The organism is Rhizobium sp. WSM1328 (assembly GCF_057653715.1).
The window spans coordinates 2,436,514-2,455,357 of sequence record NZ_CM172788.1; the positions used below are offsets into that span (position 1 = coordinate 2,436,514).

An 18,844-nucleotide genomic window follows, 5' to 3' on the forward strand; every position below is an offset into this window, starting at 1 on the left:
CCCTTCGTTCCGGATTTTATGATCCGGAACGATCAGATGGATGTGAAGAGGTATGAATTGAGCGAAGTCTCGGCAGCCTCTGCCGGAACGCTGCGGCAGGTGGAAGAGCGTCAGCAACTGTAGGCACCGGGCGCCAGCCACCGACTTATTGAAAGAGGAGATCGACCACGCGGCGGGCAGAGCCCAATGCAAGCGTCCAACCCAGCATGCCGTGACCGGCATTGATGTAGAGACCTTTGATGTGTCGGGAGGCGGCGATAATGGGTTTGGAGGTCGGCGTCATCGGCCTCTCGCCCGACCATCTCATCAGTTCGTCCGAACGCTCGAAAAGGTCGGGCAGCACAACAGACGCGGCCAGCCTCAGCGTCTCGAAACGTCCGGCATCAAAACCGGCCCCAGAACGCTCGATATCTGCCAGTCCGGCGGCACGAAAACGGTCGCCGATGGCTGCAAAGGCAAGCTTTCGCTTGACGTCTGTCAGGCTGATACTTGGTGCAAGGCCAGTTCTTGGAACGGTGAGCGAGTAGCCTCTGATGGAGCGTATGTCTCGGGCCTCGGGCAAATCGGATATGAGGGAACGGATCTGCGGTCCTGCGGCGACGATGGCTGCATCGACGTGAAGCTCATCGCGGTCTTCGAACCTCAGCCCCGTCAGCACGCCTCCCGCTTGGACGAAGCTCGAGACCCTCCTGCCGAAAAGCACCGACACCTGCCGGCGCTCGATCATCCAGGCGGTCAGCTGGCGGCAAAATCCGGCCGCATCGCCGAGGGCATCACCGGGAGTGTAAACGGCCCCGGCAATCTCTCCCTGATACGCGGCGAGCGCAGGCTCGATGTTTTCCGCCTCCACTCGCGTCAGCAGGCGCTGTTCGAAGCCGAGGGCATTCTTGCGCGCGACACTGGAATCGGCGGCAGAAAAACTTTGCCGATCGGCATAGAGGTGCAGTTTTCCGGCGACACGATAGTCGAATTCGATATCGGTTTCCTTAAGCAGGATTGCGAGCTCGTGACGGGATTGCTCGGCAAGGCGCAGGATCTCCTCTGTATTGTTCCACCAACGCCTGAACGGTGTATTGGCAAGGAATTTCAGCCCCCAGCAGAGAAAGTCCCGATCGAGTTGCCAGTGGATCCGGAAGGCTGGATCGCGGCCCATCGCAATGGCTGGCAGATGCTTCAGCAGGGCTGGTGATGCCATTGCGTCACCGTAGGCCCAGGACAGCTGCGCGGCGTTGCCGGCACTCGCCCCCATGCCGGGCTCGCTTGCCGCATCGATAAGTGTCACATCATGCCCCGCCCGGGCCAGAAGATAGGCCGACGATACGCCGATGACGCCGGCGCCGATCACCGCAACGCGCGCCATCTCAAGCCTCGTCGCCGACGACGGCCGTCAACTCGACTTCAACAGGAACCCCGCGCGGCAGGGATGTTACGCCGATTGCGATGCGGGCATGCGCCCATCGATCCGGGAAGAGCTCTCGGAGCAATTCGGAAGCCCCATCGATGACGGCGCCGTGGCGCTCGAAAGCAGCATCCGCCGCGACATAGCCCGCGAGCCGGACGAAGCCCAGGATGTTGTCAAAGCCGCCCGCAGCCCCTTCCAGCTGCGCAAGCGCATTGAGAAGCGCCCAGCGCGCGCATTCTCGCCCCTCTTCGATGGAGACGGATGCTCCGAGATGTCCCGTCCGCAGCACCACACCATCCTTCAGCGGCACCTGACCGGAAACGGTGATGATGCTGCCGGTCCGCACAGCCCCGGAAAATGCGCCTGGCGGCGAGGATGCTTCCGGCAGAGCAAGCTCGAGCTGTGCCAGCCGTTCGCGTACGCGATTGCTTCCAGCCGATGAAGCATCGTGTGCCTTGCGGACTGCTGCTTCTGCGCTGCGGTCGACGAAGGCCCTCATGATATTCCTGTCGAGTTCGCTCAGCCGGTATTCGGGGTGCCACTGGATGCCCAGGCAAAAGCCGTCCGTGTCCCCTTCGAATGCTTCGATGGTTCCGTCCGGCGCCCGCGCGGCGACACGGAAGCGTCCTCGGCCGGCCAAAGCATGCCGGTGCAGGCTGTTGACGCGTGCCGGCCCCTTCCCCACCCAATCGGTCAGCACGCTGCCTTCCTCGACGATGATCTCGTGCGCCAAAACGTCGGGGATATCTTGCGGGATGTGGGATACGGCCGCGGCCGGCAGCTCGGTTTGAAATTCGCCTCCAAGGCATTCGCCGATCAGTTGCATCCCGTGGCATATGCCGAGAAGCGGCTTGCCCGTTTTCAAGGCCTGCTCGACCAGCTGAGTTTCGAACTGTCTGCGCGCGCCTGTCACCTCAGTCCCCGGCCGCGCACCGGTGAGGACGATGCCATCGGCGAGCGCCAACGCAGATGCCAGGTTCCGGGTGTTATAAGGTAGGATCAACGGAATTCCCCCGGCCTCGGCTATGGCGTCCGCATAGTTGGCACGCACCACATACTCCGTTTCGGTCGGCGCATCGGGCGCCTCGCTAACGTCGGGTGTCATGAGGATCACCGGCCAGCGAGGTTCATGCGATTGCGTTGCATGCCGACGTGCGTTGCCCGTGGCAACGGTCGTTTCAATGGTCATGGTCTTGGCCTTGTGATGACGAGTTAGCGGGCGGCCGAAAGGGCTAGCCGGCGCGAGAGGACCGAGAAAGGCCAGGCTATCGCGAAATAGCAGAGGCCGACGGCAATGTAGATTTGCAAGGGCAGGAAATACTCGGTCGCCATGGACCGCCCGGTGAGGACCAGTTCGTTGACGGTAATCAGCGAAGCGAGAGAAGAATCCTTGAGCAGCGAGACGAAGGTGATGATCATCGGCGCCAGAATGACACGGGCGACCTGCGGCAGGATTATCAGGACGAAGCTCTGGGCCGGGGTAAAGCCCGCGGCCAACGCGGCTTCGCTCTGCCCGGCCGGTATAGCCTTCAGGCCGGCGCGGAAAAGCTCTGCGACCTGGGCCGCGAAACACAACGCCAGGCCCGCAATCGCCGCGCCGAAAGCATCAAGGACAATCCCGACACCCGGCAAGCCGAAATAAATCAGAAACAGAACCGCCAGCAGCGGCACGCCACGCACGATCGTCACATAGAGAGCCGCAAAATACCGCAGCGCTGCGAAACTGGATTTCTGGCAGAGCGAAAGCAGCAGGCCGAAAACGAATGCCAGGGCAAACGCACAAACGGAAAGCAGGGCCGTATTCACCATCGCCCGCAGCAGCAGAGGCAGCCATTCGGCACCATAATCGCCATAGGGCGCCAGGAAAGCACTCATCCTTTCAATCTCCCGTAACGTCTTTCGAGGAACTGCGTTGCCTGCATCAATGGCAGGCTCAGCAACAGGTAGAGTGCCGCCGCCGTCGCATAGATCATTGTTGTCTGGAAGGACGACGTCACCATTGAACGGGCGAAGAACATGATTTCCGGCGCCGCAATGGCCGAGACGACGGATGTATCCTTGAGAAGCTGCACCGCGTAGTTTCCGAGCCCCGGAAGCGCTATCCGCATGGCCTGCGGCGTCAGGATCTCAAAGATGGTCTGGAGTGGGGTCAGCCCTGCAGCAAGCGCCGCCTCCGCCTGCCCGCCAGGCAGCGCGGCGAAACCGGCGCGAAAGATTGCGCAGGTGATCGCCGCCCCGATGAGCCCGAGGCCCAGGATGGCCGCCGTGATCGACGTCAATTTCACGCCGAGGCTGGCAAGCCCGAAGTAGAGGATAAACAGATGCGTCAAGGCCGGCACATTGCAGAGAATCTCGCAGCAGGCATCGATCGCCAGATCGATGAATTTGATCCCGGAAAATTGCCTGAGCAGGGCGAGAAGGAACCCGAAGGCGGCTGCGAGCGCCAGTGAGGCGACCGTGACGAAAACGGTTACGCCAAGCCCGGCGACAAGCCCCTCGACGACCGAGAAGAATACGGAAAATCCAATCATGACACGCCTAGTGCCGGATCTTGTTGAGAAACGCTTGCGTGCGCGCTTCCCGAGGAGCGGTTATGACCTGGCGTGCCGGGCCGGATTCCACGATCGTGCCGCCGTCGAGAAACAGAACGCGGTCGGCAATCTCGCGTGCAAACGCGATCTCGTGCGTGACGATCAGCATCGTGCGCCCTTCGTCTGCCAGCTCCTCCATCACTTTCAGAACCTCCTGGACCAGTTCGGGATCGAGTGCCGATGTCGGCTCGTCGAACAGCATGAGCTTTGGCTTCTGGGCAAGCGCCCGCGCAATCGCGACGCGCTGTTGCTGGCCGCCGGACAGCTCGAGTGGTGAGGCTTCGGCGCGGTGCGTCATATGGACTTTGGCCAGCATCTCCAAAGCCAGTTCGCGTGCCTCGGCGGCAGGCAGACCGCGCACCTTGCGCGCCGCGATCGCCACGTTTTCCGTCACCGACAGATGCGGCCAGAGATTGAAGAGCTGGAAGACCATGCCCATCTCGGCGCGCTGCGGTGCAAGTTGCCGGTCGCTCATGATACGGCCATTGTGCGTACCGATCCGCTCGCCATCGAGGCGGATCTCGCCGGCACTGGGCTTTTCCAGAAAATTCATGCAGCGCAGACAGGTGGATTTCCCGGAGCCGGAAGGGCCGATCAGGGCAATCTTCTCACCTGGCGCGACGTCGAAATCGATACCTTTGAGAACTTCGATAGGACCATAGCTCTTGCGCAGGCCTGCAACGCTCAGAAGCGCATTCATCGCCGTTTCCTTGTGCGATTATATCTACAGCGCCGCGCGTCTTTTCAGACGCGCCAGGGACGCTGTAGCACTTTGAATTGCTGCATAATTTTCTCCTGAAATCGATTCCGATTTAAGGAATTATGCAGTAGGCGAAGAGGGTGGACGAAAGCTGCCGACTGCTGCTTCCGTCCACACGGCCGTTCAGCCGCCAGCTGCGCAGGACGGCAGCTTGTAATCTGCGGGGCGATCGACACCGGCGCGGAAGTTTTGACCCGCAGGCTTGAACCAGACATCCGACGACAATCCGTAGCGGGCGCCGATTTCCTTCATCTCGCAAGTCTTCCACATGTCGGCGATGATGGCGTCCATCTTCTGGCGCAGATCGTCGTTCTTCTGGTTGAGGCCATAAACGACCTGGCCGAGACCGGTCAGCAGCGGAAAATCCGGACTGTTATCGGTGAAGGCGAGGAAGTGCATATTCCAATCGGGGTTCTGCTTGATGGCGTAGGAGATCACCGGCGGATCGCCGATGACAGCGTCGATGCGCCCGGCGATAAGATCGCGCACGGCCGCATCGGAAGTGTCGTAGAGCGAAAGCTGGAGATCTTTGATGCTCTTCAGTTCAGGGACGAACGAAAAGCCGGTGATCGTGCCGATCTTCTTGCCTTCCAGATCAGAAAGCTTGTCCCAGCTCGTCTTCGTCGATTGCATGATGCCGTTCTTGAAGTAGTGGATCGGCTCGGACAGCGTCATGATCTTCGTGCGTTTTTCGGTCCAGCCCATGGTGCCGAGCATGACGTCGACGCGGCCCGACTGAACGGAGGCGATCGTACCCGACCATTCCATGAGGGCAGGCTGAATCTTGAGGCCGAGCTTCTCGGCAATGCGTTGCATGATTTCACCGTCATAGCCTACCAGCTTCCCGTCCTGCCAGCCGGAGCCGGGCATGTCGCCGGTGAAGGCAACCGTCAGCTTGCCCTGCTCGGCAAGTTCGAAAGCATTGGCGATAGATGAAAGGGACATGAAGCTGCCTGCCAGCAGAGCGCACGTCACCATCCTTCTCGAAAGAGAAAGTGCCATTGTTCTGATCCTTGATTTGTTGGTTCCCAGGTCCGGTGGTTTCTGTCCCCGGATGTCGCGTTCGACGAGAGCAAACTTGACACTGAAGACTGCCGCTGAATTTTATAAATCGGACATTTTCTTTGAAAAAAGGACATGGTTGTTCTATCATTGCCATGCGCCATGATCACATCCGAGGAACCTTCCGAAATATCTGCCAACGAGCCGGACTATGTGCGCTGGCTCGACGATCTTTGGGCCGAGCGGCTTCTGGTCGCACGCGACCGAAAGGCCGATCTCTCGGTCGGCATTCTCCTCTGGCCGACATTCCCGATGATGTCGCTGACGGGTATCGTCGAGCCTCTCAGGCATGCGGCGGACTTTGCCGACAATTCCCGTCCACTACATTGTCGCTGGTCGATCATGGGGGCTCCGGGCCATGCAGCGGTCGCCAGCTGCGGCATCCGGGTCCACGCCGATGCGCCCTACATTAACCCGACCGACTTCGACTACGTCGTGGTTATCGGTGGCCTCCTGCCACATCTGCGCGCCGCACCTAGCAAGCATCGCGACTATCTCAGGGTGGCGGCATCGGCGGGTGTTCCGGTCATTGGTGTGTGTACGGGCGCCTTCGTAATGGCGCAGGAGGGACTGCTCGCGGGGCGCAAGGCGTGCGTTCATCCCTTTCACGCGGAGGATTTCCGGATTACCTTCCCCCGTCTTGCCTTCTCCACGCGCGATGACTTCCTGATCGAAAACGGCCGCATTACCGTGCCTGGCGGCGTATCGATCCTGTCGCTGATGACGGAGCTCATCCGCACGCATTGCGGACCGGATCGGGCGGCCAAGGCCGTGCACCAGCTTTCGCTCTCGGAGCAGAAGCACATGAGCGCCTTCGATCACGGCCGCGCCACAACATTTCGCCGCGCAGAAGATTCGCGTATTCAGCGAGCCGTCGTTCTCGTCGAGAGTCGGAAAGGCCGCGATGTCTCACCGGAACAGGTGGCCTCTCTGGTCGGCCTGTCACCACGCCAGTTCGCGCGTCTGTTCCAGGACAATATCGGCATGACCCCGAAGCGTTTTATCGTCGAGACGAGATTGCGCTATGGCCGGTTTCTAGTCGAAAACAGCACACTGCCCATGACGGCGATCGCCTTTGAAATCGGATTCTCCGACTCCGCCCATTTCGCGACCGCTTTTCGCAAGAAGTATGGGAAGCCTCCCAGGAGTTTCCGCTGATCTTTGTCGAGTCACCACAAACGGCAGGATCGAAAACCGACTTCGACACTATTGCGATTTAATCGGATGCGATATATATATAGATGTCATCGTCAGAAAGCTTGGACAGGATGGACCGATGCCGACATCTAAAGCAGCTAAGGGGCCGGATATGCCTGCGCCCGCCTCCCCGCCAGCGGGCAAGGAAGGCAGGAAACTTTCGAATTTCCTGTGCTTCGCGGTCTATTCGGCAAATCTCGCCTTCGGCCGCGCCTATAAGCCGATCCTGGACGAGCTTGGCCTGACCTATACCCAATACATCGCCATGGTGGCTCTCTCCGAAGAGGACGACCAGACCGTCGGGGTGTTGGGGGAAAAGATGTTCCTCGAATCCAACACGCTGACGCCCATCCTCAAGAAGCTGGAGTCGAATGGTTTTATCACCCGTCACCGCGATCCTGCCGACGAACGGCAGGTGCGGGTCAGCCTGACGCCGGCAGGACGCCAACTCGTTGAAACCGATCCCGGCAACGCGCTGCTTGGCGCCATCGGCCTCGGCGACGACTTTCCCGTCGTGCAGAAATCGGTGACGACGCTGCGCGACAACCTGCTGCGGTCAACTCAGGGCGAACCGGAGAAATCGTGATCGCGGCCTCAGTCGCCTGATCCCGCCTGAGTCTACTGCCGCAGCGGCCGGAACGCAGTCCTGAGCTCGGCAGTGAAAGCCATCGGCTGTTCCCAGGCGGCGAAGTGACCGCCCTTCGGCAGCCGGTTGTAGTGGATGAGCTTCGGATAGGCCTTCTCCGCCCAGCTCTGCGGCGCCTGGTAGATCTCATCCGGAAAAGCACTGACCGCCACCGGGATCTTGATGCCCCGGGGGTCGAAGAACCCGCCCGACGGATGGTGCGCGTTGTCCCAATAGAGGCGTGCCGAGGAGATTGCGGTGTTCGTCAGCCAGTAGAGCGTGACGTTGTCGAGGATATCGTCCTTCGTCAACCCGTCGGGCTCTCCGTCGAAAACGCGGGCGATCATCCGGTAACTGCGGATGTCGTGATCGAGCATCCACGACGCAAGCCCGACCGGCGAGTCGACGATCCCGTAGAGGGTCTGCGGCCGGTTGTTCATCTCGATCGCATAGCCCAGTCCGTTCTTGTAGAAATCGTCGAGCTGATCGAAGGCGCGCCTTTCGTCCGGCGACAGGTCGGCGGGCGGCATGCCGCCGGCGGCAAGAGCCTTGGCGATGTCAGCCGGAACCGTGGCCGCCATGTTCGTATGGATGCCGAGCAATCCCGGCGGCTCCTGCACCGCCATCAATTCGGTGACCGCGTTGCCCCAGTCGCCACCCTGCGCCACGAACTTCGTGTAGCCGAGACGTTGCATCAGCGTCACCCAGGCGTGGGCGATGCGCGGCGGGTTCCAGTTCCCCGACCCCGTCGGTTTCCCGGAAAAGCCGTAGCCCGGCAAAGACGGGATCACCACGTCAAATGCGTCCTCTTCGCTCCCGCCATGCGCTGTCGGATCGGTGAGCGGTTCGATGATCTTCAACTGCTCGATGATCGAGCCAGGCCATCCATGTGTGACGATCAACGGCAGCGCATTTTTATGCTGGGAGCGCACGTGAATGAAGTGGATATCCAGCCCGTCGATCTCGGTGATGAACTGCGGCAGCGCATTGAGCCGCGCCTCCATCTTGCGCCAGTCGTAATCCGTCGCCCAATGCTTCGCGAGTTTCTGGATCGTTGCGAGCTGCACGCCCTGGGTATCGTCCGCGACGGTTTCCTTGTCAGGCCAACGGGTGGTCGCGACGCGCCGGCGCAGATCGTCAAGCTGATCCTCGGGGAAATTGACGCTGAAGGGGCTAACCCCGTCGCCGTTTGCCTGAGCGCTACGCGTCCCGGCAAGCATACTCATGGCTCCGGCGGCGGCCGTGGCCGCAAGCAGTTCGCGCCGCGTGGGCGTTGATAGGGATGTGGGTGGCATGACGCCCTCCTCTCCGTTTGATCTGTTCGGAAACGGACGAAGATCGACTGACCGACCTCGTTCGCATCAGCAGGTCATTCGCGTCTGTCCGGGGACTATGCTCCTGGGCAACGTCGGGGGTCAACCTATACGGTCAGACTATGAGTCGAGGGGCTTGATGGACACCGGTCATTGCAAAGAACCGTAGCTCCGGGCAGCATCGGCGCGAGATCGATGAGGAGAGGAGAATGCATGCCCGACATCGCGATGGGCGTCTTGAGCCAGAATGGAACCGTTCTTCTGGCCAGGCGCAGTTCCGAGCGCAAAGTGCACCCGGATCGCTGGAGCCTCCCGGGCGGCCATATCGAAGAGGGCGAAGACGCCGAGACGGCAATGTGCCGGGAATTGATGGAAGAAATAGGCGTGACGTCGGAGCTCTGGCAGTTTCTAGGACGGTTCGTATCGGAAGACCCGCCCGAAGCATCCGTCACCTTCCATGTTTATCACGTCGATAAATGGCACGGCCGGCCGCGACTTGTCGGTGATGAACACACCGAGCTCAGATGGTTCACCGCCGCCGAGATAGAAAAAGAAACCGAATTGGCGTTGCCTCAGCTCACTGAAATGCTGGCAAATCTGGCCATGCGGGAAACAGGCACGCCCGCTTAGGTTGATAGGCGGCCACGACGTCTCTCCGGCTGGACGGGTCTTCAGCGAGCATGATGCAGGACGTCGCCAAGCGCACCGGCCTCCATCATCTCGGCCGCCTTGGCATAACCGCCGCCCATTCCGTCGAGGAAATGCAGATGCGAATCCGGGCTGCCTGATGGCACGAGGCAGGTCATCAGCGCATGCGACTGGCGGTGCAGTCCGAAATTGATCTCGCCGCGCGCCCTTGCCAGAAGAAGCATGGTTTCGACCCTGTCGATCTGTTCGCGCGTGCAGTCCAGCGTCAGGCGCAAACCGTCATCGAATTTGCGGAAATCCGAATGGGAGGCGACCTCCGACCAGCGTTTCGCATCGACGCGCTTCCCGCTGCCTTTGGGCATGGCAATATCCCTGGGGATAGCCATATCTACGGGAACCGGATGAGACCGGTGCGACGGCGCATCGAAGACGGCAAGTACACGCTTCGCCAGCGCCGCAAAGACCTCCGGGCTCGTATCGTCATCCGGCTCGACCAGCAGCGACAGGATCTCGCCCTGCTGGCTCGGGAATGGCGTCCAGTCGCAGCTCAGTCCGGTCAGATCGGGCTTCGTCGCGTAGCGGCCCGGCCTGACCAGATACCTGCCGCTCTTGATCTGCTGCTCCGCCCATTTGAGCCCTCCCCCTGCAAACATCGCATAGGTCGCGTTTTCCGAAGCCGCATAGCGCGCAACTCTTACGTCGCGCCCACTATTGCGGATTTCGCGCACCGTGAGCAACCCGATACGAAGGGTGAGATCGAGATCGCTTCTTGCAAAGCTCGCGACCTGCCGCAACGCCGAGGTCGCGGCCATGATGCCGTGCGGCGGCAAGGCGAATGCCGCCCCGTCTCCACGAAACACGAAGGGGAAATCGAACGAACCCCAGGCATTACCGAGAGCGGCGATAACAGATGCGCCTGCGAAGTTGACATCTTCATAGCGTCCCGACTTGATCGCCAGCGTCGAGCTGACGACGTCGGTGATGCCGATCAGCCAATCCTCGGGCAGCGGCTCATAGACGGCTGGGTCGAGTACGAGCGAAAACTCGTCATAGGCCTGGTGTGGCTGGGCGTGGCTATTGATCATGGCATGTTCTCCAGATCGGCAAGGTTCCGGTGCCTGCTACCTCAAGAAGGGGTCTGCCGGCCGATCGGCAGGCCCTCCGCATGAAATCCTCTGGCGGTGAGGTCCGCCCTTCCCCGCTCAGACAAGCGTAGTCTCGACGTCGATATTGCCGTGTGTCGCCTTGGAATAGGGGCAGATGCCATGGGCTGCGTCGATCAATTCCTGCGCAACGTCGCGATCGATGCCGGGCAGGCTGACATTGAGGCGCGCCCTGAGGAAGAAGGAGCCATTATCGACGTTGAGATCGATCTCCGCATCGACCTCTGGACCATCAGGCAGCGTGATCTTCCGCTGCGAAGCGGCAAACTCGATGGCGCCGATATAGCAGGCAGACCAGGCGATGCCGAACAGGTTTTCGGCAGTCGGATGCGGTTGCGGCAGTTTGATGTCGATCGTGCCGTCGCTGCTGCGTGCGGAGCCATTGCGACCGCCGGAGATGTGGGTTTTGCCGGTAAAAAGAAGCTTCTCGGTCATGGTGATATCCTTTCGGTTTTAGTTTTGTACGTGTCCGATTAAATCGTATGCGCTCTAATACGCTTCGCTAAAACTGATGTCAACACCATTCCGATTTAATCGGATACGATTTATTTTTCACAGCCAGTCTCGTCGCGCCAAGGCAATCCCTCAACGGCAGCTCGGCTCGCCCCCACAAAGTCAGGTCTTGTCCGGGGGCAGAGCTCTCTATAGTTTCTGCAAACAAGCTCGCGGCGCCCGTGAAGAAGCCCAGAGAGATGCCATGTCCTCCATAACAGCAGACAATGCGGGACAGTATGGCGACAGCAGGAAGCTCGCCGCGCGGGCTCGACTGCATAGCCAATACACCATCGCCGAGACGGCCTGGTTTCCATGGGTTGCGGCGCAACTGTCCCTGAAGCCAGGCGATCGTGTCCTCGACGTCGGCTGCGGACCGGCCTGGTTCTGGGCAGCCACGGCAGGTCTGCTGCCGGAGAATCTTGACCTGACGCTCGCCGACCTTTCGCAAGGCATGGTCGACGAGGCGGTGGCGCGTTGCAGCACCCTGCCATTCGGCTCCGTCCGGGGCTGCCAGGCCGACGCAGCCGCGCTCCCCTTCGAAGATGACGCTTTCGATGCCGTGGTCGCGATGCATATGCTCTATCATCTGCCCGACCCGGCCGCAGGCATCGCGGATATGTCAAGAGTGCTGAGGCCGGGCGGCTTGCTCGCGGTCACAACCAACGGCGCCGGCAATATGCGCGAGATCTACGCGCTGACGACCGTATTCGGCAGCGCTCCATCCGACCCGGCTGCCGAAGCCTTTGGATATGACGCTGCCGAACGATCGATGCGGTCGCAGTTTGGAAACGTGACCATGTCGCAGCATCCGGCGAGCCTGCGGATCACTGAGCCCGAGGATGTCTTCCTGGCGCTCACCTCCTATCCGCCCGGCGACGGCGCCAGCGAGCTCCAGCTCACCAGGTTCCGTCAAGCCGTTGCCGATGCCTTCAGCCAACGCAACGGCATGCTTGAGGTCAGCAAAGAGACTGCGCTGTTCCTGAGCAGAAAGACGGCCTGATCGGTGTCTTGGGGCGGTCAGACCTTCTCTTTCTTCCTGATTTTTTCCTTCGGTTCGACCGGCGCATCGGGCGTCGGCGCCAACAGCTTGCGCAGTGACGAGATCTTGTCTTTCACCAGCGGCCGGAACCGCGTCGCGCGATAAGGCATGTCGGCCGCGCCATAACCTTCCGGCCCGTCATCATTGCCGCGGTTGATCTCCGCGAGCTTCACCCCGATGAAGGTGCCGTCGATATAATGCGTATATTCGCCCACCCAGCGGATCGTATAGATCTCGCCCTTGCGGATCAGTTGGTCGATGCTGACATGCTTGAAGGTATCGTTGATGCAGACGACCTTCTGGCCGACATGGAAATCATAGCTCATGGATCAAACTCTCGAAACGGCAATCCGCTTGGCCGATCTATAGCGTGCCCTGCGGCGGGGATGAACCGTTTTCTGCCAGCCCGGCCCAATTGCGGCCGCAACATCGGCACCCGCCGCATGGTGTAGGAGGACAGGCATCAGTCGCAATAGGCCTTACCGCTCTTGCGGGAGCGAAGATCGAAGTGGAAGTGGTTCCAATGCTCCGGGTTGCTGCCGGGGCCGAGCACGGTGTTGAAATAGCGGCAGCTGTCGCTGCGCACCGCCTTCAGCAGCCGCCCCTCACGCAGCGAGAACAGGCCCTTCTTGCGCACGTCGATCTCGTGGCCGTTCTTCAGCACGAACTTGCCGACGTCGATGGCGTTGCCGCGGGCGTGTTCCGACATCGGATTGTATTTCTGCCGGCTGTTGTTCATGCGCCGGCAGGAATAGCCGCCGAGCGGCTGGATCGTCTTGATGCCGGACCAGTAACGATAGCGGGCGGACGGCGCCAGTTCGTTTTTCACCCATTTGGCGAAGGCAAGCGTCACCTGACAGTTCAGCGTTACGGCCGGGCGGACGCCGATATTGCCGGAAAGCCCCTTCAACGACACGGGATAGGGCACCTGGCAGGCCGGCCCATTCGAGATCGGTGGCTTGTCGTCGAAGAGCACGCCCATGCGCTTCAGCTCGCGCCGGCAGGCAAGCTCGGAGGACGGCATGACGCTGGGATCGACGGGTGCTGCCGGCTCGCTCATCATCGGATTATTCGGCCGCAGCATCGCGACCTCTTCGCTCTCGTCCTCTTCGAGAACACGTGATGGCGCCACCACAGGGCTGCCGTCGTTCCAGGCGGGCGCCCGGCTCATCTGTGCCTCGGCCGCCGGCTGCGGCATCGCCTGCGGTACGGGCTGGCGCATCGGCTGGTTGAGTTGCGTTGGATTGTCGGTGCCGATGCCGTCGACAACAGGCTCGGTGGCATTGCCCTCGGCGATCTGCTGCTGTTGTTCCTGTGCCAGCCCGACGACCGGCTCCGCCCCGAGATCGTCATCCATGTTGACGCCGCCGGACGGGATCGCAAGATCTTGCGTGCCGCCCCAGTTCTGGTTCTGCTGCGCCAGCGCCTCGTCGCTGTCGATCATCGGCAGCTTACGTCCCGGTGCGGTTTGCGGCGGAGCGGCTCGTGCCGCGTGGCCGGTGCCGGCGAGGTTTGGCGTGTCGAGGTAATCGACGGAGCCCTGGCTATTGCCGACGGGCGCGCTGGAAACCGGATAGGAGGCCTGGCTTTCCACCGGCGCCATTCGGACCGAAGGCGCCATGCGCGCCGCTGGTGCCCGCGCGGGCGAGATCGAACTGGCCCTGGTGCCGTTGTCGACATTGGCGGGCGGCACCAGTCCGTCGCTGATCGAACAGGTCGTCAGCGCCGCCGAGAGGATAACGGGCAAAAGGGTTCGCCGAGGAAAGGAAACAAACGCCATACTCTTATCGCTTCCGCAGGCTGGCTGGGCAGTGACCGAAAAAACTCACTCCAATTTTAATTAAAAACGGTGAATGAAAACTTACCGGCACAATCTGAACGCGACGGATTGAAAAAGGCCGGTTTCCCGGCCTTTCATCTCTCCGCTTCCTCACGCTGCCCGTGTGTATCGGGTCACCGCCGACTGCTCGGCGCGCAGGCGGAAATTCGAAAGCAGCGTCTTCAACTGAGTGCTCTCGTCGGCGAGCGTGCGGCTTGCCGCCGTCGTCTCCTCGACCATGGCGGCATTCTGCTGCGTCATCTGGTCCATGTGATTGACGGAGCCGTTGATCTCGTTCAGCCCGGTCGACTGCTCGCGCGCCGCCGTCGCGATTGATGCGACGTGATCGTTGACCTGGTTGACCAGCGCCTCGATCTCCAGCAGCGCTTCGCCCGTCGAGCGCACCAGCGCCACCCCACCCTCGACCTCCGTCGCCGACCGGCTGATCAGTTCCTTGATCTCCTTGGCCGCATTGGCGGAACGCTGGGCGAGTTCGCGCACTTCCTGGGCGACGACGGCAAAGCCGCGGCCCGCCTCGCCCGCCCGCGCAGCCTCGACGCCGGCATTCAGCGCCAGAAGGTTCGTCTGGAAGGCGATTTCGTCGATGACCGAGATGATCTGACCGATGCGGTTGGAGGAATCCTCGATCCTGCCCATCGCCGTCACCGCATTGCGGACGATCTCGCCGGATTTTCCGGCACTCGCCTTGGTCTCGGCCACCATCTCGCGCGCCTCGTTCGCCCGTTCGGATGCCGTCTTGACCGTCGCGGTGATCTCGTCGAGCGCTGCCGCCGTCTCTTCGAGTGCGGCCGCCTGCTGCTCCGTGCGCTTTGACAGGTTGCCGGTTGCCTCGCTGATGTCGGAAGCGCTTTCGTTGACGACATGGCTCGATTCGGCGATCGCATGGATGACGCCGTTCAGCGCATCGACGGCGGCGTTGAAATCGCTCCTCAGCTTGGCGTAATCCTCGCCGATATCGCCGATCGCAACCGTGAGGTCGCCGCCCGCCAGCTTCTCAAGGCCGACGCCGAGCGCCTGCATCGCTTGGGTTTGCCGCTCGGATGCTGAACGCAGGCTTGCCTCGTTGCCGCGGCGCTCTTCCTCGATCTGCTGCTGTCTTTCGTCTTCCCGCCCGCGCAACGCGCTGCGCTCGTCGACGGAATCGCGCAGCACCAGCAGCGCCTTGGCCATCTGGCCGATCTCGTCGCGACGGTCGCTGCCTGATATCTCCACCGATGCTTCTTCGGCCGCAATCGCGTTCATCGCCGCCTTCAGCCGGGCGATCGGTGCAGTCACGCTACGCACGATGGCATAGGCGATGGCAATCGTTGCGGCGGCGCCAAGCAGGCAGAGCAGCGCGGCCCACATCGCGTTCTGGCGATAGAGCGCGGCAAGGTCATCCGCATAGACACCGGTGCCGACGATCCAGCCCCAGGGCTCGAAACCTGCGACATAGGAATATTTCAGCACTGGCTGGTCGGCGCCCGGCTTCGGCCAAAGATAATCGACGAAGCCCTTGCCGTCCTTCTTCACCTTGTTGACGAACTCGACGAACAGGAACTTGCCGGTCGGATCCTTCATCTGGGAGATATCGGTGCCGTTCAGCTGCGGCTTGATCGGGTGCATCACCATGGTGGGGTGCATGTCGTTGATCCAGAAATAACCGTCGGCGCCGTAGCGCATCGCGCCGATCACGTCCTTGGCGGCCGCCTGCGCCTGTTCGCGGGTCATCGTGCCCGCCTGTTCCATCTTGTAATATTTGTCGAAGATGCCGAGCGCCGTTGCATCCATTTGCGCCAGCCCCGCCTTCCGCTCCGCTTCCAGCTCAGAATAGGAATAGTTCAGAAAGAAGACCATCGTCGCAGCGAGCACGGCAAGCGCGAATGCGACGAGGCAGTAAAGGCGGGTGGAAATCTTGACGTTGCGCATGAGGTTCCCGGCGATTCTTGTATTTGAGATCGATCGCATTCTGAATTGCCGGAATTACTGGAGCGTAAAGCTTAATTAGAAAAATATTAAATAACGTAAGGTCAGGTGAAAGCTGCAAAATTCAACCATTTGAAATCGAATGAAATTTCAATCGGAAACGGCAGCAACATTTTTCCCGTCGGCCGTCCGTAGCGCTTGGCCTTGCCGTCTTTTACACCCCACAGCCTTTGCACTAGGGTGCTTCCCAGTGAATCGCCGGCCCGTGGCCCGCACCAGATGGAGAAGACTTGATGACCGATGCCGCCAAGCCGAGAGGCGAACTGACGCTGAGGACGCTTGCCATGCCGGGCGACGCCAATCCGGCCGGCGATATCTTCGGTGGCTGGGTCATGGCGCAGATGGACCTTGCCTCAGGCATCCGTGCGGCCGAGCGCGCCAAGGGCCGCGTCGTCACCGCCGCCGTCAAAGAGATGGCCTTCGAGCTGCCGGTCAAGATCGGCGACACGCTTTCCGTCTATACTGATATCGACCGTGTCGGCCGCACCTCGATCACGCTGATCGTCGAAGCCTGGGCGCATCGTTCGCGCTACAACCAGCAGGAAAAGGTCACCGCCGGCACCTTCATCATGGTGGCACTCGACGAAGAGGGCAAACCGAAGCAAGTCCCCGAGGAGTGACAGCCTAAGGATCGAAAGCATGGAAACGGTCGGCTCGCCGGAAGTCTTCCTTCACATCAAGGTGGTGATGGGCATGGTCATCAGCCTTTCACTCGCCAGAGTGCTCACCGGCCTTGCCGGCATCGTCCAGCATCCCGCCAAGGCCAAGGTCTATCCCATCCATCTCGGCTGGGCGCTGTCGATGTTCCTGTTCATCATCCATATCTGGTGGTGGGAATATCGCCTGCAGGCGGTGCCGGCGATCGGCTTCGGCATCTATCTCTTCCTCATCTGCTTCTGCAGTCTGTTCTTCCTGCTCTGCGCCCTGCTCTTTCCTGCCTCGCTCGACGAATATGGCGGCTACGAGGAATATTTCATCTCGCGGCGCAAATGGTTCTTCGGCATCCTCGGCCTCACCTACGCCGTCGATATTCTCGACACGGCAATCAAGGGCCATGAGCGCATCCTCTCGCTCGGCTGGGAGTACCCAGCCCGCAACATCATCTACATCCTCCTCTGCGCCATCGCCGCCTGGACCCCCAACCGCCGCTTCCACACCGCCTTCATCATCGCCAACCTGATCTACCAGATCAGCTTCATTTTCAGGCTTTATGATGTGTTGGGGTGAGGCCCGGTCCCGCTTCGCGGGAGTGATCGATCCAGTGGATCGATCACAGGGCCGAACGCCCTGAGCCGTGCGAAGGGCCGGGCGGCGGCGATACACAGCCTCTCCTTCATTCCTGTGCCTGTCAAAGGAATCCAGTGCGCCCAAGTCCTTGGGCGCGGGAGAGTCCCTTCGTTCTGGCAAGTCATTCACGGCGCGGACACGCCGTGGCTGGATTCCTGTGACGAGCACAGGAATGACGGAAGAGAGGTTGCCCCCTCACCGCCACAGCATCACCGCCAGCGCGAATATCACACGCGCGGGCACCCTAATCACCCCCCGAAGCCAGACGACCGGATAATGAGCAGCGCACGCACACGTCCCCAGGATCGCGATGTGATGCAGGAAGAACCCGATCGTGGACTCCTGGAAGTCCCAGAAATCGATCGATGGCCGGGCAATGAGCCTGTCTCCGATTCCCATGACGAACAGGCTGTGGATGCCCCACGCCGCTATTGCGCTCGCGGCTACGCGAAGGGAAGCGGTCCTGATCGGGTTTGGGGCACCGACCCGCAGCAATCTGCCTATGACCGCCATGATCATCGACCAGTGGAGGCCGAGATGGGCGGCTGCGAGGATGAACACCCAATAGGCCGCAAGGATGTGAATTTCGCGCGCCGTCGGCCGGCCGCTGACGGGAAGGAAAGCAAACACGCTGCGCGATATCAGCAGACTGGTCACCAGCAAAGCTGATATCGCCAAGGCGATCGAGATATTCGAAGCAATTGTCAGAAAGCTCCGCTTGCCGCGCTCCACCTTCGGAAGCCTCGCCCACCACCGCCTGTTGAAGACGTTGTGCGATAGGAGAAGGATGAACATGCTGGTGCCGATCAGCTCATGCGAGGTGTTGTCGAGCCACCAGTAGGCGAGCGCGGCCAAGAGCAGCCCAGCGGCGGTGAAGTCAAGCACGAGGCGGATCACGAAAAAAGGACTCACGATGCGACGCCCTCGCCGGAGATTCGATCCGGCCTAGTCAATGACGGCTCCGTCAAACTCCTTGAGAGCGTCGAGCGTGTAGAGGAAGTCTTCGTCGGCCCTGGACGAATGACAGGATTGGCATCGCGCCGTATTCTCGGCCATGTTGACGCCGCCGTCAGGCTTGAACCATTGGAACTGCCAGTCGCCAGTGCGACGGTCTTCGTCATAATCGCTGCCCCAGCCGGAACCCTTTTCCATGACGAAGGTGCGATAGATTTCCCCATCACGGTAATCGACCAGCACGAAGTGCGTACCGTCTGGAACGGGCTGCCCATTCTTCACAGCCTCGATCGCTTCGTTCGTCGTCATGATGTGTTCGGTCACGTTGCCGCGCCTGACGGTCGTGTAATGGACAAGGCCCGCCAATTCGGGCAGCGTCGTCCGGTTCGGTTCGGCATCGACGTTCCAGCCGACCAGAACTACGGCGCCGGCCATGGCAAAGAGAATGGAAATGCGCTTGATGAGATGACGCATGGATGTCTTTTCCTGGTTTTGTGCGGAAC

Annotated in this window: 20 protein-coding genes; 6 read left to right on the plus strand and 14 right to left on the minus strand. The window is 60.9% G+C overall.

The genetic code is table 11. The features are described 5' to 3' along the window. Positions 1-145: 145 nt before the first annotated feature. The 6 genes from AC2444_RS12395 to AC2444_RS12420 form a co-directional block, all read right to left on the minus strand. A complete protein-coding gene (locus AC2444_RS12395) occupies positions 146-1,360 on the minus strand; it encodes an FAD-dependent oxidoreductase (protein WP_012757907.1) in 1,215 nt (404 codons plus the stop codon). Position 1,361: 1 nt separating this feature from the next. Further along, a complete protein-coding gene (locus tag AC2444_RS12400) occupies positions 1,362-2,591 on the minus strand; it encodes an Atu1372/SO_1960 family protein (RefSeq protein ID WP_012757908.1) in 1,230 nt (409 codons plus the stop codon). A gap of 23 nt (positions 2,592-2,614) precedes the next feature. Next, entirely contained in the window at positions 2,615-3,277 is a 663-nt protein-coding gene (locus AC2444_RS12405) for an amino acid ABC transporter permease (RefSeq protein ID WP_012757909.1), read from the minus strand. Beyond that, entirely contained in the window at positions 3,274-3,933 is a 660-nt protein-coding gene (locus AC2444_RS12410) for an amino acid ABC transporter permease (protein ID WP_012757910.1), read from the minus strand. Before AC2444_RS12410 ends, AC2444_RS12405 begins: the two co-directional genes overlap by 4 nt. A 7-nt stretch (positions 3,934-3,940) precedes the next feature. Next, positions 3,941-4,693, minus strand: a complete 753-nt coding sequence (locus AC2444_RS12415; RefSeq protein WP_012757911.1) for an amino acid ABC transporter ATP-binding protein — start codon at positions 4,691-4,693, stop codon at positions 3,941-3,943. Positions 4,694-4,876: 183 nt separating this feature from the next. Then, positions 4,877-5,755 (minus strand): ABC transporter substrate-binding protein, encoded by an 879-nt coding sequence (locus AC2444_RS12420; RefSeq protein WP_012757912.1) that lies wholly within the window; start codon positions 5,753-5,755, stop codon positions 4,877-4,879. A 162-nt stretch (positions 5,756-5,917) separates the two neighbouring features. Between AC2444_RS12420 and AC2444_RS12425 the strand changes: the two genes are divergently transcribed. Both AC2444_RS12425 and AC2444_RS12430 read left to right on the plus strand, forming a co-directional pair. Continuing rightward, the gene (locus AC2444_RS12425) at positions 5,918-6,973 is read left to right on the plus strand and encodes a GlxA family transcriptional regulator (RefSeq protein WP_012757913.1); all 1,056 of its coding nucleotides are present in this window, start codon (positions 5,918-5,920) and stop codon (positions 6,971-6,973) included. Positions 6,974-7,124: 151 nt separating this feature from the next. Further along, on the plus strand, positions 7,125-7,598 hold the full coding sequence (locus AC2444_RS12430; RefSeq protein WP_018074510.1) for a MarR family winged helix-turn-helix transcriptional regulator: 474 nt from the start codon (positions 7,125-7,127) through the stop codon (positions 7,596-7,598). Between the two features lie 32 nt (positions 7,599-7,630). Here AC2444_RS12430 and AC2444_RS12435 read toward each other — a convergent pair whose 3' ends face one another. Then, positions 7,631-8,932 (minus strand): epoxide hydrolase family protein, encoded by a 1,302-nt coding sequence (locus tag AC2444_RS12435; RefSeq protein ID WP_012757915.1) that lies wholly within the window; start codon positions 8,930-8,932, stop codon positions 7,631-7,633. Between the two features lie 231 nt (positions 8,933-9,163). Here AC2444_RS12435 and AC2444_RS12440 point away from each other — a divergent pair, with 231 nt between their 5' ends. Next, on the plus strand, positions 9,164-9,580 hold the full coding sequence (locus tag AC2444_RS12440; protein WP_012757916.1) for an NUDIX domain-containing protein: 417 nt from the start codon (positions 9,164-9,166) through the stop codon (positions 9,578-9,580). 41 nt (positions 9,581-9,621) lie between these two features. On the opposite strand, the gene AC2444_RS12445 is transcribed toward AC2444_RS12440, so the two are convergent. Next, positions 9,622-10,683, minus strand: coding sequence for a DUF3095 family protein (locus AC2444_RS12445; protein WP_012757917.1), 1,062 nt, complete (start codon positions 10,681-10,683; stop codon positions 9,622-9,624). 117 nt (positions 10,684-10,800) lie between these two features. Next, complete coding sequence (locus AC2444_RS12450) at positions 10,801-11,196, minus strand: Ohr family peroxiredoxin (RefSeq protein ID WP_012757918.1); 396 nt, start codon at positions 11,194-11,196, stop codon at positions 10,801-10,803. A gap of 262 nt (positions 11,197-11,458) precedes the next feature. Here AC2444_RS12450 and AC2444_RS12455 point away from each other — a divergent pair, with 262 nt between their 5' ends. Next, entirely contained in the window at positions 11,459-12,256 is a 798-nt protein-coding gene (locus AC2444_RS12455) for a class I SAM-dependent methyltransferase (RefSeq protein WP_012757919.1), read from the plus strand. Between the two features lie 17 nt (positions 12,257-12,273). Here the strand turns inward: AC2444_RS12455 and AC2444_RS12460 are convergent, their stop codons facing one another. From AC2444_RS12460 to AC2444_RS12470, 3 genes are all read right to left on the minus strand, one after another. Then, positions 12,274-12,621, minus strand: coding sequence for a CAP-Gly domain-containing protein (locus AC2444_RS12460; protein WP_012757920.1), 348 nt, complete (start codon positions 12,619-12,621; stop codon positions 12,274-12,276). A 137-nt stretch (positions 12,622-12,758) separates the two neighbouring features. Beyond that, complete coding sequence (locus AC2444_RS12465) at positions 12,759-14,075, minus strand: extensin-like domain-containing protein (RefSeq protein ID WP_012757921.1); 1,317 nt, start codon at positions 14,073-14,075, stop codon at positions 12,759-12,761. Positions 14,076-14,225: 150 nt separating this feature from the next. Next, complete coding sequence (locus AC2444_RS12470) at positions 14,226-16,043, minus strand: methyl-accepting chemotaxis protein (RefSeq protein WP_012757922.1); 1,818 nt, start codon at positions 16,041-16,043, stop codon at positions 14,226-14,228. Positions 16,044-16,333: 290 nt separating this feature from the next. Between AC2444_RS12470 and AC2444_RS12475 the strand changes: the two genes are divergently transcribed. Both AC2444_RS12475 and AC2444_RS12480 read left to right on the plus strand, forming a co-directional pair. After that, positions 16,334-16,720 (plus strand): acyl-CoA thioesterase, encoded by a 387-nt coding sequence (locus tag AC2444_RS12475; RefSeq protein ID WP_012757923.1) that lies wholly within the window; start codon positions 16,334-16,336, stop codon positions 16,718-16,720. Between the two features lie 19 nt (positions 16,721-16,739). After that, positions 16,740-17,327, plus strand: a complete 588-nt coding sequence (locus tag AC2444_RS12480; RefSeq protein WP_012757924.1) for a hypothetical protein — start codon at positions 16,740-16,742, stop codon at positions 17,325-17,327. Positions 17,328-17,582: 255 nt separating this feature from the next. On the opposite strand, the gene AC2444_RS12485 is transcribed toward AC2444_RS12480, so the two are convergent. After that, positions 17,583-18,299, minus strand: a complete 717-nt coding sequence (locus AC2444_RS12485) for a DUF4405 domain-containing protein (RefSeq protein WP_128449157.1) — start codon at positions 18,297-18,299, stop codon at positions 17,583-17,585. A gap of 33 nt (positions 18,300-18,332) precedes the next feature. Further along, positions 18,333-18,815, minus strand: coding sequence for a cytochrome P460 family protein (locus AC2444_RS12490; RefSeq protein ID WP_113545884.1), 483 nt, complete (start codon positions 18,813-18,815; stop codon positions 18,333-18,335). Positions 18,816-18,844: the final 29 nt, after the last annotated feature.